This is a genomic window from Streptomyces sp. UF-297, from assembly GCF_058245575.1.
Map to the genome: position 1 here is coordinate 1 of NZ_JBSIBZ010000147.1, position 13,947 is coordinate 13,947.

Here is a 13,947-nt window from a genome sequence, read left to right on the forward strand (position 1 = left end):
CCCCCCCCCCCGCCCCCCCCCCCCCCCCCCCCCCCCCCCCCCCCCCCCCCCCCCCCCCCCCCCCCCCCGCCGGTGAGTCCACCAGCGGGTGCAACGCCAGCGCCCGCAACGCGGCGTCGCGATCCTTCACCGTCGCCGCCTCGATCACCGCCCGCTCCACCGCCTTGAGCTGGAGCATCAAACCCAACTGATCCTCGCGCAACGGCACGCACGGCTTCGGGCGCGGCCCGCGCGCATCCACCGTGCACACCCGCTCGATGATCGCGTCGGCGTCCAGCTCGGGGATGGTGGGCCCGTTGCGTACGTTCAGGATCAGCTCGGCGCGGGTGTCGCCCGCGATCGCCCGCATCACCGCGAGCGCCACCCGGTCGTAGCCCCCGCCGTCCAGATCGCAGGTGTCGCGCTCCCAGCCCCCGCTCGCCGCCCGGCTGTCGGCCATGTACGTCTCCTCGCGCTCCAGACGCGTACGCTCCCACAGCTCGTGCGCCCTCCCGGGCGTCGCACCGGCCGCCGCCTCGAAGAAGCCGCCCTGCTGCTGGTCGAGGAACTCCCCGCGGGTCTCCCGCGCCGCCCGCACGGACTGAAGCGTCTCCCGGCGGAAGTAGTAGTAGTGCAGATACTCGTTGGGCAGCGCGCCCAGCGCCCGCAGCCAGTCGGCGCCGAAGAGCCTGCCCTCCTCGAAGGTGGCCAGCGCCTCGGCGTCGGCGAGCAGCCCCGGCAGTAGTTCGCGCCCCTCCGGCTGCCGCAACGACCGCAGCCAGCCGAGGTGGTTGAGGCCCACGTAGTCGTACGCCACCGCATCCGGGTCCGCGCCCGCCGCCCTCGCCGCGCGCCGCACCAGGCCCACCGGCGAGTCACAGATCCCGATCACGCGCTCGCCCAGCACCGACGCCATCGCCTCGGTGACCATCCCCGCGGGGTTGGTGAAGTTGATCACCCAGGCGTCCGGCGCGAGGGCCGCGACCCGCTCGGCGATGCGCAGCGCCACCGGGATCGTGCGCAGCCCGTACAGCACCCCGCCCGCGCCCACCGTCTCCTGGCCCAGCACCCCCTCGTCCAGCGGGATCCGCTCGTCGCGCACCCGGCCCGCCGTACCGCCCACCCGGATCGCGGAGAAGACGAAGTCCGCGCCGCGCAGTGCCTCGTCCAGATCGCCCGCGACCCGCACGGACACCGGCCGCTGGTGCCCCTCGGCCAGGTGCGTCAGCACGGACGTCACCACGCTCACCCGTCGCGCGTCCGTGTCGTACAGCGTCACCTCGGAGACCGACCTCGATGGGTCCTCCAGCAGAGCGCGGTACACCAGGGGTACGCGGAATCCACCGCCGCCAAGAATCGTGAGCCTCATGAGCCGGAACGTATCGCAGCATCAGGCACACTGGCGGCACGGTCAGGGAAGTCAGCGAAGTCGGCCGCGGCGCCGACGACGGGAGGCGCGAGAACGGTGAGCCAGAGCACACACGACGCCCAACACCCCAGGCCCGTCGGTCCGGTGGCGCCGGTGCTCGACCCGCTCGTGGCGGTGCGCGCCCCGGGCGACCCGGCCACCGACGTCTACCTCACCGGCATGGTCTTCCTCGACATCGTCTTCACCGGCCTGGACTCCGCGCCCGTGCGCGGCACCGAGTCCTGGGCGCGCGGCATGGGCTCCAGCCCCGGCGGCGTCGCCAACATGGCCACCGCGCTGGCCCGGCTCGGCCTGCGCACCTCGCTCGCCGCGGCCTTCGGCGACGACGTGTACGGCGAGTACTGCTGGGAGACCCTGGAGCAGGGCGAGGGCATCGACCTGGCGCTCTCGCGCACGGTCCCCGGCTGGCACTCCCCGGTCACCGTCTCCATGGCCTACGAGGGCGAGCGCACGATGGTCTCGCACGGCCACGAGGCGCCCCTGGACGAGGCGGCCCGCACCGCCTTCGGCGGCAAGCACGCGCCCGGCTGCCCGCCGCCCTCCCGCGCCTGCGTCGCCTCCCTGGAGCCCGGCCGCCGCGAGGGCTGGCTCGGCTGCGCCGCGGGCCGCGGCAGCCGCATCTTCGCGGACGTGGCCTGGGACGACACCGGCCGCTGGGACCCGGCCGACCTCACCGACCTCGAACACTGCGAGGCGTTCTTGCCCAACGCCGAGGAGGCGATGCGCTACACCCGCACCGACTGCCCGCGCGCCGCCGCCCGCAAGCTCGCCGACCTGGTCCCCCTCGCCGTGGTCACCATGGGCGCCCAGGGCGCCGTCGCGGTGGACGGCCGTACGGGGGAGAGCGCCGAGGTCCCGGCCATCGCGGTGGAGGCGCTGGACCCCACCGGCGCGGGGGACGTGTTCGTGGCGGGTTTCGTCACCGGCACCCTCGCCAACTGGCCACTGGCCGACCGGCTGGCCTTCGCGGGGCTCAGCGCCGCCCTGTCGGTGCAGGAGTTCGGCGGCTCGCTCTCCGCGCCCGGCTGGGTCGAGATCGCGGCGTGGTGGCGGCAGATGCGCTCCTACCCGCAGAGCGCCGACCCCGCGGTGCTGCGCCGCTACTCCTTCCTGGACGCGATACTGCCCGCGGCCGGCCGCTCCTGGCCGCTGGCCCGCGCCGTCCCCACGATCGGCTTCCGCAGGCCCGCCTGACGGCGCCGCCGGTGCGGCTCGCACGCTGGGGGAACGGCGAAAAAGCCCTCGGGCTTGTCGGTGCACCGTCGTACCCTTGGTATCCCACGGAGCCAAGCCGCAAAGAGAGGGTTGAGCAGGCCACAGAGCCGGCCCATGACTCAGACACCCACACGACCGCAGGCCCACGCCCAGTTCACCGTCCCGGCCAAGCACCCGATGGTCACGGTCCTGGGGTCGGGGGACTCGCTGCTGCGCGTGATCGAGAAAGCCTTCCCCGCCACCGACATCCACGTGCGGGGCAATGAAGTCAGCGCGGTGGGCGACCGTGACGAAGTCGCCCTGATCCAGCGCCTGTTCGACGAGATGATGCTGGTGCTGCGCACCGGACAACCGATGACGGAGGACGCAGTGGAACGCTCCATCGCCATGCTGCGCTCGGCGCAGAACGGCGACGGCGCGGCGAGCGAGACCCCGGCCGAGGTGCTCACCCAGAACATCCTCTCCAACCGCGGCCGCACCATCCGCCCCAAGACCCTGAACCAGAAGCGCTACGTCGACGCCATCGACCAGCACACCATCGTCTTCGGCATCGGCCCGGCCGGCACCGGCAAGACGTATCTGGCGATGGCCAAGGCGGTCCAGGCGCTGCAGTCCAAGCAGGTCAACCGCATCATCCTGACCCGCCCCGCGGTCGAGGCCGGCGAGCGCCTGGGCTTCCTGCCCGGCACGCTCTACGAGAAGATCGACCCGTATCTGCGCCCCCTGTACGACGCGCTGCACGACATGCTCGACCCCGACTCGATTCCGCGGCTGATGGCGGCGGGGACTATCGAGGTGGCGCCGCTGGCATATATGCGTGGACGCTCGCAGCCGGTCTTTACGAACGTCCTGACCCCGGATGGCTGGCGCCCTATCGGGGATCTCCGGGTCGGCGATCTCGTGATCGGCTCGAATGGTGAACCGACCCCTGTTCTCGGCGTCTACCCGCAGGGTGCGAGGGACATCTACCGCGTCACGGCCCAGGACGGCTCCTGGACGCTGTGCTGCGGTGAGCACCTGTGGACGGTCCGCACGGCTTCGGACAGGCGCCGGAACAAGCCGTGGCGGGTCCTTGAGACCAAGGAGATGATCGGCAACCTCCGCGCGGCGCACGCCCGCCGGTACGAACTGCCGCTGCTTACGGCGCCGGTGAGCTTTCCCGAGCGTGAGGTTCCGCTGGACCCGTACGCCCTGGGGCTGCTGCTCGGTGACGGCTGTATTTCTGGGAGTCGTACGCCTTCGTTCGCCACGGCCGACCCGGAGCTTATCTCTGCGCTGGAGACGGGAGTTCCCGGCGTCAAGGTGCGGCCGCACAGCGGCTACAACTACCTCATCAACCGTGTGCCGACACCGGGCGACAGCGGTGTCCTCACGCATCCGCTGAAGCAGGCTCTGCGCACCTTGGACCTGCTCGGCAGTAAGTCGTACTCGAAGTGCGTGCCGGACGACTACCTTTACAACTCGGCCGAAGTCCGCCTTGCGGTACTCCAGGGGCTGCTCGACACCGACGGAGGTCCGGTCGCTCAGTCGGATCGCACCTGCCGCATCCAGTACTCGACGGCGTCAATCCTGCTCCGGGACGACGTCATCGCGCTGGTTCAGTCCCTGGGCGGCGTCGCCTACACTCGGCGCCGCGCAGCCGAGGGGCGAGTAAAGGGCAGTACCACACGCGGTGAGTACCGCCGCGACTCTCACATCGTCGACATTCGCCTCCCCGAAGGCATCGAGCCCTTCCGCCTCGCCCGTAAGCGAGACAAGTACCACGAGGCCGGAGGCGGCGGGCGCCCGATGCGATTCATCGACAGCATCGAGCCCGCAGGGCGCGAGGAGACCGTCTGTATCCAGGTCGCGGCCGAGGACTCGCTGTATGTCACGCAGGACTACCTGCTGACGCACAACACCCTGAACGACGCCTTCATCATTCTCGACGAGGCGCAGAACACCAGCCCCGAGCAGATGAAGATGTTCCTCACCCGCCTGGGCTTCGAGTCGAAGATCGTGATCACCGGCGACATCACCCAGGTCGACCTGCCGGGCGGCGCCAAGAGCGGTCTGCGCCAGGTGCAGGACATCCTTCAGGGCGTGGACGACGTGCACTTCGCCCGTCTGACGAGCACCGACGTGGTGAGACACAAGCTCGTGGGCCGTATCGTCGACGCGTACGAGAAGTACGACAGCCGCAACGGCCGGTAACCCTTCAGAAGCGAGAAGACCCAGCACCATGTCGATCGACGTCAACAACGAGTCCGGTACGGACATCGACGAGCAGGCGGTCCTGGACATCGCCCGCTACGCCCTGGCCCGGATGCGCATCCACCCGCTCTCCGAGCTGTCGGTGATCGTCGTGGACGCCGACGCCATGGAGGCGCTGCACATCCAGTGGATGGACCTGCCCGGGCCCACCGATGTCATGTCCTTCCCGATGGACGAGCTGCGTCCGCCGGCCAAGGACGACGAGGAGCCCCCGCAGGGGCTCCTCGGCGACATCGTGCTGTGCCCGGAGGTCGCCACCAAGCAGGGGCAGGAGGCGCCGACCCAGCACTCCATGGACGAGGAGCTCCAGCTGCTCACCGTCCACGGCGTCCTGCACCTGCTGGGCTACGACCACGAGGAGCCCGACGAGAAGGCCGAGATGTTCGGCCTCCAGGCGGCGATCGTGGACGGCTGGCGGGCCGAGCGGGGTCTGACCGGTCCCTCCCCGGCGCCCACCGTCACGTGACGGTCATGTCCGGACAACTGATCGCCGTCGCCGTCCTGCTCGTCGTCATCGCCTGGCTCGCGGCCTGCGCGGAGGCGGGCCTGGCCCGCACCACCAGCTTCCGCGCCGAGGCGGCGGTGCGCTCGGGGCGGCGCGGCAGCGCCAAGCTCGCCGCCGTCGCCGCCGACCCCGTCCGCTATCTCAATGTCGCCCTGCTGGTGCGGGTCGGCTGCGAGATGGCGGCGGCCGTCGTGGTCACCTACGTCTGTCTGCACTCCTTCGAGCAGACCTGGCAGGCGCTGGCCGTCGCGATCGGCGTGATGGTGCTGGTCTCCTACGTCGCGGTCGGTGTCTCGCCGCGTACGATCGGCCGCCAGCACCCGCTGAACACCGCCACCGCCGCCGCGTACGTGCTGCTGCCGCTGGCCCGCATCATGGGCCCCATCCCGCCGCTGCTGATCCTGCTGGGCAACGCCCTGACCCCCGGAAAGGGCTTCCGCCAGGGCCCGTTCGCTTCCGAGGCCGAGCTGCGCTCACTGGTGGACCTCGCCGAGAAGGAGTCGCTGATCGAGGACGAGGAGCGCCGGATGGTGCACTCCGTCTTCGAGCTGGGCGACACCCTCGTCCGCGAGGTCATGGTGCCGCGCACGGACCTGGTCTGCGTCGAGCGCTACAAGACCATCCGCCAGGCCCTCACCCTCGCGCTGCGCTCCGGCTTCTCCCGCATCCCGGTGACGGGCGAGAACGAGGACGACATCGTGGGCGTGGTCTACCTCAAGGACCTCGCGCGCAAGGTCCACATCTCGCGCGACGCGGAGAACGAACTGGTCTCCACGGCCATGCGCCCGGCCGTCTTCGTGCCCGACACCAAGAACGCCGGCGATCTGCTGCGCGAGATGCAGCAGGACCGCAACCACGTCGCGGTGGTCATCGACGAGTACGGCGGCACGGCCGGCATCGTCACCATCGAGGACATCCTGGAGGAGATCGTCGGCGAGATCACCGACGAGTACGACCGGGAGCTGCCGCCCGTCCAGGACCTGGGGGAGGGCAGCTACCGCGTCACCGCCCGCCTGGACATCGGCGACCTCGGCGAGCTGTACGGCATCGCCGAGCTGGACGACGAGGACGTCGAGACCGTCGGCGGGCTGCTCGCCAAGCTCCTGGGCCGGGTCCCGATCGCGGGCGCCACGGCCGAGGTCGACCTCTCCGGCGACGCCCGCGACCCCTCGCTCAAGGCCCTGCGCCTGACCGCCGAGTCGCCCGCGGGCCGCCGCAACAAGATCGTCACCGTGCTCTGCGAACCCGTGCGCTCCACTGGACCGGCCGACGACGCTCCGCTGGGCGCCGACCCGCATCAGGCCCGCGGACCGCGCCGCCGCCGCAACCCCACCGCCACCAGCACCGCGACAACGGCGACTACCGCCGCGTCCACCCCCAGCCCCAGCCTGATACCGCCCAGCGTCGCCTCGGCGAAGCCCGTACCGCTGCCCGTGAGGGACGCGACGTGCGCCGACGCCAGCGCACTCAGCAGCGGAATACCGACCGTGATCCCCACCTGCTGCGAGCTGGTCACCAGCCCCGTGGCCAGCCCCTGCTCGTGATCGGGCACCCCGGAGGTCGCGGTGACCCCGTACGCGACGATCGCCCACAGATGACCGACGCAGCCCACCGTCACGCCCACCAGCGCCAGCCAGACCCCGGAGGAGACCCCCACGCCCAGCAGCGCCGCGGTGCAGACGGCCTGGATCAGCAGGCCGGTCACCAGGGTGCTGCGGGCGCCGATACGGGCGATGACCTTGGGCGCGACGATCCCGGCGAGGGCGGCGAAGACGCCCTGGACGCCGAAGAGCAGCCCGGTCTGGAACGGGGAGAGCCCCAGCACCTCCTGGAGGTAGAGGGTCAGCAGGAATATGACCGTGCTCATCATCGAGAAGGTGGTCAGGCCCGCCAGATTGCCCCAGGCCACCGTGCGGCGGCGCAGCATCGGCAGCGAGACCAGCGGCTGGGCCGCCCGGGACTCCACGAGGACGAACGCGACCAGCAGCGCGAGGCCCAGCACGAGGGTGACGAGCACATCGGCGCGGCCGAGGCCCCGCTCGGCGGCGGTGGACAGCGCGTAGATCACCAAGAGCAGACCGCCGGTGACGGTGACCGCGCCCGGCACGTCCACCCGCGGGCGCTGCGGGTGCCGGGACTCGGTGAGCAGCGCGGGCGCCGCGGCCAGTACGGCCACTCCGGCCACGGCCAGCAGCCCCATCGTGGAGCGCCAGCCCAGCGAGTCGGTCAGCACCCCGCCCAGCACCATGCCGATGGTGAAGCCGAGGGAGAGCAGGGTGCCGCTGATGCCCAGCGCCCGTTCGCGCTGCGGGCCCTCGGCGAACGTCGTGGTCAGCAGCGACATGCCGGTCGGCACGATGACCGCGGCGCCCAGCCCCTGCAACGCGCGCCCGGCCAAAAACGACGCCGGGTCCCAGGCCAGGGCGGCCAGTACGGAGGCCGCGGTGAACAGGGCGAGCCCGCTCAGGAAGAGCCTGCGGCGCCCGTACAGGTCGGCGATCCGGCCGAACAGCAGCAGGAAGCCGCCCGACGGCAGCGCGAAGGCGGTGACCGCCCACTGGAGGTCGGCCTGGCCCATGCCCAGGTCCCTGCCGAGGACCGGCAGCGCCACGTTCAGGATCGAGAAGTCCAGCGCGACGATGAACTGCGCCGCGCACAGCACCATCAGGACGAGCTTGGCGCGGGTGGTCATCCGGGCGGGCGCGGGCGCGGGGGCGGCAGCCGGGGCGGCGGGCGGTGGTGCGGGGGCCAGGGACGTATCGGTAGGCATGCGATCAGCCTGTAGGGGCGGAATAAGCCGTGGGGAGCGGGCACTTATCGTGGTGTTCGAACCACCAGACAGGGGGACAGGCGTGGCCAAGCCAGTACAGACACCGGCCGCGGCCGTGGCGGTGAGCGCCGAGGCGCGCCGCCGCCAGGAACTGCGGGAGTTCTTGATGAGCAGGCGGGCCCGGGTCACTCCGGCCGAGGCCGGGCTGCCCGACGGCGGCCGCCGCCGTACGCCCGGACTGCGCCGCGAGGAGGTCGCCGTCCTGGCGGGCGTCGGCGCCTCTTGGTACCAGTGGCTGGAGCAGGGCCGCGACATCACCGTCTCCCCGCAGGTGCTGGACGCGGTGGCGCGGGTGCTGCGGCTCAGCGGTGCCGAGCGGCGCCATCTGTACGTACTGGCCGGGCTCAATCCGCCGCTGCGGCTGGCGCCGGACGCGGCGGTGGACGACATGGGCGAGGGGCTGCAGCGGCTGATCGACGCGTGGACGCCCTTCCCGGCGCATGTGATGGACCCGTACTGGAACACCATCGCCTACAACGACGCCGCGCACCTGGTGCTGGGCCACGGGCGGCCGGGGGTCTCGATGAACTGCGTGATCGCGTTCTTCACCGACCCCGTCTACCGCGCCCGCAGCAGGAGTTGGGAGCGGCTGGCCCCGGTGGTCGTCGCGCAGTTCCGGGCCGCCTGTTCGCAGCGGCCGGGGGACGAGGGCTTCGAGGCCGTCGTACGGGAGGCCTGCGAGCTGAGTCCGGAGTTCCGGGAGCTGTGGGCGCTCGGGGACGTGCTGGACGGCGGCCAGGTCCACAAGGAGCTGGAGCACCCGCTCGTGGGCGCGCTGCTCTTCGAGTCCACCCAGCTGCATGTGCCGGCCCGTCCGGACCTGGTCATCGTGCTGCACAACCCGCGCCCCGACACCGGTACCGCCGAGCGCCTGGAGTGGCTGGCCTCGCCCGAGGGACGGCGCGGCGGGCTGTACTCGGTCGCGGGCTGACCCGGCCCGTCCGGCGGCCCGCCGCCCGCATATGCTCGGCCCCATGAGCGAAGCCGCAGCGCTGGACCCGGAAGACCGCAAGATCGTTACGCTCGCGCGTTCGGCGCGGGCCCGCAACGGTGTGCCCGAGGGCGCCGCCGTACGCGACGAGACCGGCCGTACCTATGTCGCCGGCACCGTCGCGCTGGAGTCGCTGCAGCTCAGCGCGTTGCAGACGGCCGTGGCGATGGCCGTCGCCAGCGGTGCGCAGTCCCTGGAGGCCGCGGCCGTGGTCACCGAGGCCGAGACCGCGGCCGACGCGGACCGCGCCGCCGTACGGGACCTCGGCGGCGCCGCGACCCCGGTCCTGGTGGCGGGTCCCGACGGCACCGTGCGCGCCACCGTCCAGGCGGGCTGAGGCGCCCGGCGGGGCGCGCCGCAGGGGCCGCGGGACCCGTGTGGTCGGCGCGGCCTCGGCGATCGGGGAGAATGGGCGCCATGAGCGCTCGTACAGACTCCGCCACCGACACCGCCACCCCGCCGCCGCACCGGGCCGGCTTCGCGTGCTTCGTCGGCCGCCCGAACGCGGGCAAGTCCACCCTCACGAACGCTCTCGTCGGTACGAAGGTGGCCATCACCTCCAACCGGCCGCAGACCACCCGGCACACCGTCCGCGGCATCGTGCACCGCCCGGACGCCCAGCTGGTGCTGGTGGACACCCCCGGTCTGCACAAGCCGCGCACGCTGCTGGGCGAGCGCCTCAACGACGTCGTACGCACCACCTGGGCCGAGGTCGACGTGATCGGCTTCTGCCTGCCCGCCGACCAGAAACTCGGCCCCGGCGACCGCTACATCGCCGCCGAGCTGGCCAAGGTCAAGAAGACCCCCAAGGTCGCCATCGTCACCAAGACCGACCTGGTCGACTCCAAGACGCTGGCCGCCCAGCTGATCGCCATCGACCAGCTCGGCAAGGACCTGGGCATCGAGTGGACGGAGATCATCCCGGTCTCGGCCGTCGGCGACAAGCAGGTGGGGCTGCTGGCCGACCTGCTCGTCCCGCTGCTGCCCGAGAGCCCGCCGCTGTACCCCGAGGGCGACCTCACCGACGAGCCCGAGCAGGTCATGGTCGCCGAGCTGATCCGCGAGGCCGCGCTGGAGGGCGTACGTGACGAGCTGCCGCACTCCATCGCCGTCGTGGTCGAGGAGATGCTGCCGCGCGAGGACCGGCCCGCCGACAAGCCGCTGCTGGACATCCACGCCAACGTCTACATCGAGCGCCCCAGCCAGAAGGGGATCATCATCGGCCCCAAGGGCAAGCGCCTGAAGGACGTCGGCATGAAGTCCCGCAAGCAGATCGAGGCGCTGCTGGGCACGCCGGTCTTCCTCGACCTGCACGTCAAGGTCGCCAAGGACTGGCAGCGCGACCCGAAGCAGCTGCGGAAGCTGGGCTTCTAGGGCGCTTCGGCTTCGGTCTGGGCCTTCAGGGCCGCGCGCAGCCAGTGGTACGAATCCTTCGGGGTGCGCGCCAGGGTGCCGTAGTCGACATGGACCAGGCCGAAGCGCTGCGTGTACCCCTGCGCCCACTCGAAGTTGTCCAGCAGCGACCAGACGAAATAGCCGCGGACGTCCACCCCGGCGCGTACCGCCTCGTGCAGGGCCCGCAGATGCCCGTCGAGGAAGTCGATCCGCTGCCGGTCCCGGATGCCGTCGTACGAGCAGCCGTTCTCGGTGATCACCACCGGCGGCAGGCTCGCGCCGTAGCGGTCCCGGAACGAGACCAGCAGCTCGGTGAGCGCCTCGGGCACCACGGGCCACCCGAAGGCGGTCCTCGGGTATTCCGTCATCTCCCTTGGCGCGAAGGGCAGTTCGACCGGGATCTCGACGCCGCCGAAGTCCGCCGGGCCACCCGCGTCCGGGTCCGGGGCCCCGATCGTCGTGGGCTGGTAGTAGTTGATCCCGTACCAGTCCAGCGGCTCGGAGATCACCTTCAGGTCCTCGGCCACCGGTCCCGGCAGCATCGCCGCCAGATTCTCGTCGGGGTAGCTCCCGAGCAGCACCGGCTCGGCGAACAGCCGGTTGAGCAGCAGGTCGTAGAGGTCGGCCGCGGCCCGGTCGGCCTCGGAGCCGGAGGCCGCCCAGGTCGGCCCGTGCGAATTGGCGATCCCGACACTGCGCGCGCCCCGCGCCCGCAGCGCCTGTACGGCCAGGCCGTGCCCCAACAGCTGATGGTGGGCGGCCGGCAGCGCGTCGAACACCAGCCGCCTGCCCGGCGCATGCTGCCCGAGCCCGTAGCCGAGCAAGGTCACCTCGGCCGGCTCGTTGACCGTGACCCACCGCTCGACCCGGTCCCCGATCCGCGCCGCCACCGCGTCCGCATACCGCGCGAAGTGCTCAGCCGTCTCCCGCACGAGCCAGCCCCCCGCCTCCTCCAACGGCTGCGGCGTATCCCAGTGGAACAACGTGGGCACCGGCTGCACCCCGGCCTGCAACAGTGCGTCCACCAGCTGGTCGTAGAAGTCCAGCCCGCCCGCGTTGACCGCCCCCGCCCCGTCCGGCACCACCCGCGGCCACGCCACAGAAAACCGATACGCCCCCACCCCGAGCCCCTCGACCAGCGCCACATCCTCGGCCACCCGGTGATAGTGCCCGGTCGCCACCGCAGGCGTGGACCCGTCCTTGATACGCCCCGCCCCGCCCGCAAACACATCCCACACCGACCGCCCCCGCCCACCCTCACCCACCGCTCCTTCGATCTGCTGAGCAGAGGTGGCCACTCCCCACACGAATCCGTCGGGGAACCGGGGCAGCGGCGAGGCGGGCGAGGGTGTCATGGGCGGGATCCTGAGTACCGCCCGGTAGCAGTGTCAAGAGGTGTGCTCAGGCGCCTTCCTTGAGGACTCGGGTGATCAACTTTCGTTGTTCGTCGGTGAGTCGGGGGTCGGAGCAGTAGCACGTCCGGTCGTCGACGGTGATTTGGTAGCTGAAGCCGTCGGGCACGCCGATGGGTGGCGTGCCCCGGCCTGCGGCCACCGCCTGCTCGGCCAGGGCGTGCCAGTCCTCGGCGTCCGGCCGCCCCGAGGTGTCGACCTCGGCGTGGCGCTCGATTCCGGCGAAGCCGCCGGTGCGTCGAACCTGAATACGCATGTCGGGCCTTCTACCCCGTGCGGGGGCCGCTAACGGGTGAGCCTCAGCCGTTCGTCGGTACGCCGACCTGGGACCAGGCCTTCAGGATGCTCTGGAGCTCGTCACCCTCGCCGTAGCGGGAGCGGGCGGCGGCGACGGTGAGCCGTGCGAACTCGGCGAACTGGGCCTCGGTGCCCAGCTCCCCGCCGGTCAGCACGTCGTACCAGATCTGTCCCGCCTTCTCCCAGGCGTTGCCGCCCAGCGCCTCGGCCGTCAGGTAGAAGGCGTGGTTGGGGATGCCCGAGTTGATGTGCACGCCGCCGTTGTCGCGCGAGGTCTTGACGTAGTCGTCCATCGTCGCGGGCTGCGGGTCCTTGCCCAGGATGTCGTCGTCGTACGCCGTCCCCGGGGCCTTCATGGAGCGCAGCGCCTCGCCGGTGACGTCGGGGCCCAGCAGCCCGGCGCCGATGAGCCAGTCGGCCTGCTGGGCGTTCTGCCCCAGCGCGTACTGCTTGATCAGCGAGCCGAAGACGTCCGACATGGACTCGTTCAGGGCGCCGGACTGGCCGAAGTACTCCAGGTTGGCGGTGTACTGCGTCACGCCGTGGGTCAGCTCGTGGCCGATGACGTCCACGGGGATGGTGAAGTCCAGGAACAGCTCGCCGTCGCCGTCGCCGAAGACCATCTGGCGGCCGTCCCAGAAGGCGTTGCCGTACTTCTCCCCGTAGTGGACGGTGGCGTCCAGTGCCAGTCCGCTGTCGTCGATGGAGCGCCTGCCGTACGCCTTGAGGAACAGCTCGAAGGTCGCGCCGAGGCCGGCGTGCGCACGGTTGACCGTGGCGTCCTTGGACGGCTTGTCACTCTCGGAGTGCACCTTCTTGCCGGGCAGGGTTTCCTGGCGCTTGGCGTCGTAGATGGTGCGGTTGGGCTTGTCGGTGGCCGCGCCCGGAGTGGCGGCGAGGCCCCGGACGGTGGTGATGCGGCGCCGGGTGCGCTGCAGGGCGTCGTGTTCAAGGGTGCGCAGAGCACGGTCGGCGCGTGTGGTGTCCTCGGCGCGGGCCAGCTTGTCGAGGACGTGCGGAGGCACGATGGTGCAGAAGACCGGGTTGACCGGAGTGGCGTTGGCGTCCATGCACGGCAATGTGGCACTGGGTTATGGCCCTGTCACTCCCCGGCGCCATGATTCCTGAAAACGTGTGGTGGATCGCAATTGGGCTGTTGCATACCCCCGGTCCCGCATACTGATACGCAACCGCCGATAGGGCGCCGCCTCGGCTAGGGTGCTGCGCATCATGCGTTTCGGGCTGCTTCTCCTTAGCTGCCGCGGCGAGGGCCTGTAGTCGTAGGCCGACCCCCTCCCCGCGGAGATCGGTGTTGCGGTGTACCGCCCCGTCGGCCGATCCAGCGGACACATCAGGAGCCCTGCGCATCATGTCGAATCCGTTCGAGAATTCCGTCGGTCGTCCCACGCCCGTCACCAACGCCACCCACACGCAGAAGCCGTCCGGCCTGCCGGTCCACAAGTACAGCGCGTACGAGCAGGTGGACATCCCCGACCGCACCTGGCCGGACGCCCGTATCACCAAGGCGCCGCGCTGGCTGTCGACGGACCTGCGGGACGGCAATCAGGCGCTGATCGATCCGATGTCGCCGGCCCGTAAGCGGGAGATGTTCGATCTGCTGGTGCGGATGGGCTACAAGGA

At 71.3% G+C, this 13,947-nt stretch carries 12 protein-coding genes and 1 pseudogene; 8 read left to right on the forward strand and 5 right to left on the reverse strand.

The features are described 5' to 3' along the window. Positions 1 to 1,348, reverse strand: a 1,348-nt coding sequence (locus tag AC4IJH_RS41765) for a family 4 glycosyl hydrolase (protein WP_490857267.1), incomplete at its 3' end; no start/stop codon positions are given. 96 nt (positions 1,349 to 1,444) lie between these two features. Between AC4IJH_RS41765 and AC4IJH_RS41770 the strand changes: the two genes are divergently transcribed. The 4 genes and pseudogenes from AC4IJH_RS41770 to AC4IJH_RS41785 all read left to right on the forward strand — a co-directional run. Continuing rightward, positions 1,445 to 2,602: a carbohydrate kinase family protein gene (locus tag AC4IJH_RS41770; protein WP_490857268.1), complete on the forward strand. Its 1,158-nt coding sequence runs from the start codon at positions 1,445 to 1,447 to the stop codon at positions 2,600 to 2,602. A 135-nt stretch (positions 2,603 to 2,737) separates the two neighbouring features. After that, positions 2,738 to 4,816: a PhoH family protein gene (locus AC4IJH_RS41775; protein ID WP_490857269.1), complete on the forward strand. Its 2,079-nt coding sequence runs from the start codon at positions 2,738 to 2,740 to the stop codon at positions 4,814 to 4,816. A 28-nt stretch (positions 4,817 to 4,844) separates the two neighbouring features. Beyond that, positions 4,845 to 5,342, forward strand: coding sequence for an rRNA maturation RNase YbeY (gene ybeY / locus AC4IJH_RS41780; RefSeq protein WP_490857270.1), 498 nt, complete (start codon positions 4,845 to 4,847; stop codon positions 5,340 to 5,342). Positions 5,343 to 5,347: 5 nt separating this feature from the next. After that, positions 5,348 to 6,649 (forward strand): annotated as a pseudogene (locus tag AC4IJH_RS41785) (hemolysin family protein); the annotation flags it as partial. Between the two features lie 29 nt (positions 6,650 to 6,678). Here the strand turns inward: AC4IJH_RS41785 and AC4IJH_RS41790 are convergent. Continuing rightward, positions 6,679 to 8,151 (reverse strand): MFS transporter, encoded by a 1,473-nt coding sequence (locus AC4IJH_RS41790; protein WP_490857271.1) that lies wholly within the window; start codon positions 8,149 to 8,151, stop codon positions 6,679 to 6,681. Between the two features lie 166 nt (positions 8,152 to 8,317). Here AC4IJH_RS41790 and AC4IJH_RS41795 point away from each other — a divergent pair, with 166 nt between their 5' ends. The 3 genes from AC4IJH_RS41795 (at position 8,318) to era (ending at position 10,576) form a co-directional block, all read left to right on the forward strand. Further along, the gene (locus AC4IJH_RS41795) at positions 8,318 to 9,142 is read left to right on the forward strand and encodes a helix-turn-helix transcriptional regulator (RefSeq protein WP_490857278.1); all 825 of its coding nucleotides are present in this window, start codon (positions 8,318 to 8,320) and stop codon (positions 9,140 to 9,142) included. 43 nt (positions 9,143 to 9,185) lie between these two features. After that, positions 9,186 to 9,539 carry a cytidine deaminase gene (locus tag AC4IJH_RS41800; RefSeq protein WP_490857272.1) on the forward strand — a complete coding sequence of 118 codons (354 nt, stop codon included), beginning with the start codon at positions 9,186 to 9,188 and terminating at the stop codon, positions 9,537 to 9,539. An 80-nt stretch (positions 9,540 to 9,619) separates the two neighbouring features. Continuing rightward, entirely contained in the window at positions 9,620 to 10,576 is a 957-nt protein-coding gene (gene era / locus AC4IJH_RS41805; RefSeq protein ID WP_490857273.1) for a GTPase Era, read from the forward strand. Here the strand turns inward: era and AC4IJH_RS41810 are convergent. Genes AC4IJH_RS41810 through AC4IJH_RS41820 form a run of 3 tightly spaced genes read right to left on the reverse strand, consistent with a single transcriptional unit; the run spans position 10,573 to position 13,376 of the window. Continuing rightward, positions 10,573 to 11,952, reverse strand: a complete 1,380-nt coding sequence (locus AC4IJH_RS41810) for a GH1 family beta-glucosidase (RefSeq protein WP_490857274.1) — start codon at positions 11,950 to 11,952, stop codon at positions 10,573 to 10,575. The two genes, era and AC4IJH_RS41810, sit on opposite strands and share 4 nt — an antisense overlap. Before the next feature lie 46 nt (positions 11,953 to 11,998). Further along, positions 11,999 to 12,265 (reverse strand): protealysin inhibitor emfourin, encoded by a 267-nt coding sequence (locus tag AC4IJH_RS41815; RefSeq protein WP_490857275.1) that lies wholly within the window; start codon positions 12,263 to 12,265, stop codon positions 11,999 to 12,001. A gap of 43 nt (positions 12,266 to 12,308) precedes the next feature. Further along, a complete protein-coding gene (locus AC4IJH_RS41820) occupies positions 12,309 to 13,376 on the reverse strand; it encodes a M4 family metallopeptidase (protein ID WP_490857276.1) in 1,068 nt (355 codons plus the stop codon). A 299-nt stretch (positions 13,377 to 13,675) separates the two neighbouring features. On the opposite strand from AC4IJH_RS41820, the gene AC4IJH_RS41825 reads away from it, so the two are divergent. Further along, positions 13,676 to 13,947 (forward strand): hydroxymethylglutaryl-CoA lyase-like TIM-barrel protein (locus AC4IJH_RS41825; protein ID WP_490857277.1); only part of this gene is annotated, 272 nt, incomplete at its 3' end.

Bases quoted from the DNA above. Each gene is read 5' to 3' on its own strand.
- AC4IJH_RS41800 (WP_490857272.1), top strand. From the start codon at position 9,186: ATGAGCGAAGCCGCAGCGCTGGACCCGGAAGACCGCAAGATCGTTACG.
- ybeY (WP_490857270.1), top strand. From the start codon at position 4,845: ATGTCGATCGACGTCAACAACGAGTCCGGTACGGACATCGACGAGCAG.
- AC4IJH_RS41820 (WP_490857276.1), bottom strand. From the start codon at position 13,376: ATGGACGCCAACGCCACTCCGGTCAACCCGGTCTTCTGCACCATCGTG.
- AC4IJH_RS41795 (WP_490857278.1), top strand. From the start codon at position 8,318: ATGAGCAGGCGGGCCCGGGTCACTCCGGCCGAGGCCGGGCTGCCCGAC.
- AC4IJH_RS41790 (WP_490857271.1), bottom strand. From the start codon at position 8,151: ATGCCTACCGATACGTCCCTGGCCCCCGCACCACCGCCCGCCGCCCCG.
- AC4IJH_RS41815 (WP_490857275.1), bottom strand. From the start codon at position 12,265: ATGCGTATTCAGGTTCGACGCACCGGCGGCTTCGCCGGAATCGAGCGC.
- AC4IJH_RS41775 (WP_490857269.1), top strand. From the start codon at position 2,738: ATGACTCAGACACCCACACGACCGCAGGCCCACGCCCAGTTCACCGTC.
- era (WP_490857273.1), top strand. From the start codon at position 9,620: ATGAGCGCTCGTACAGACTCCGCCACCGACACCGCCACCCCGCCGCCG.
- AC4IJH_RS41810 (WP_490857274.1), bottom strand. From the start codon at position 11,952: ATGACACCCTCGCCCGCCTCGCCGCTGCCCCGGTTCCCCGACGGATTC.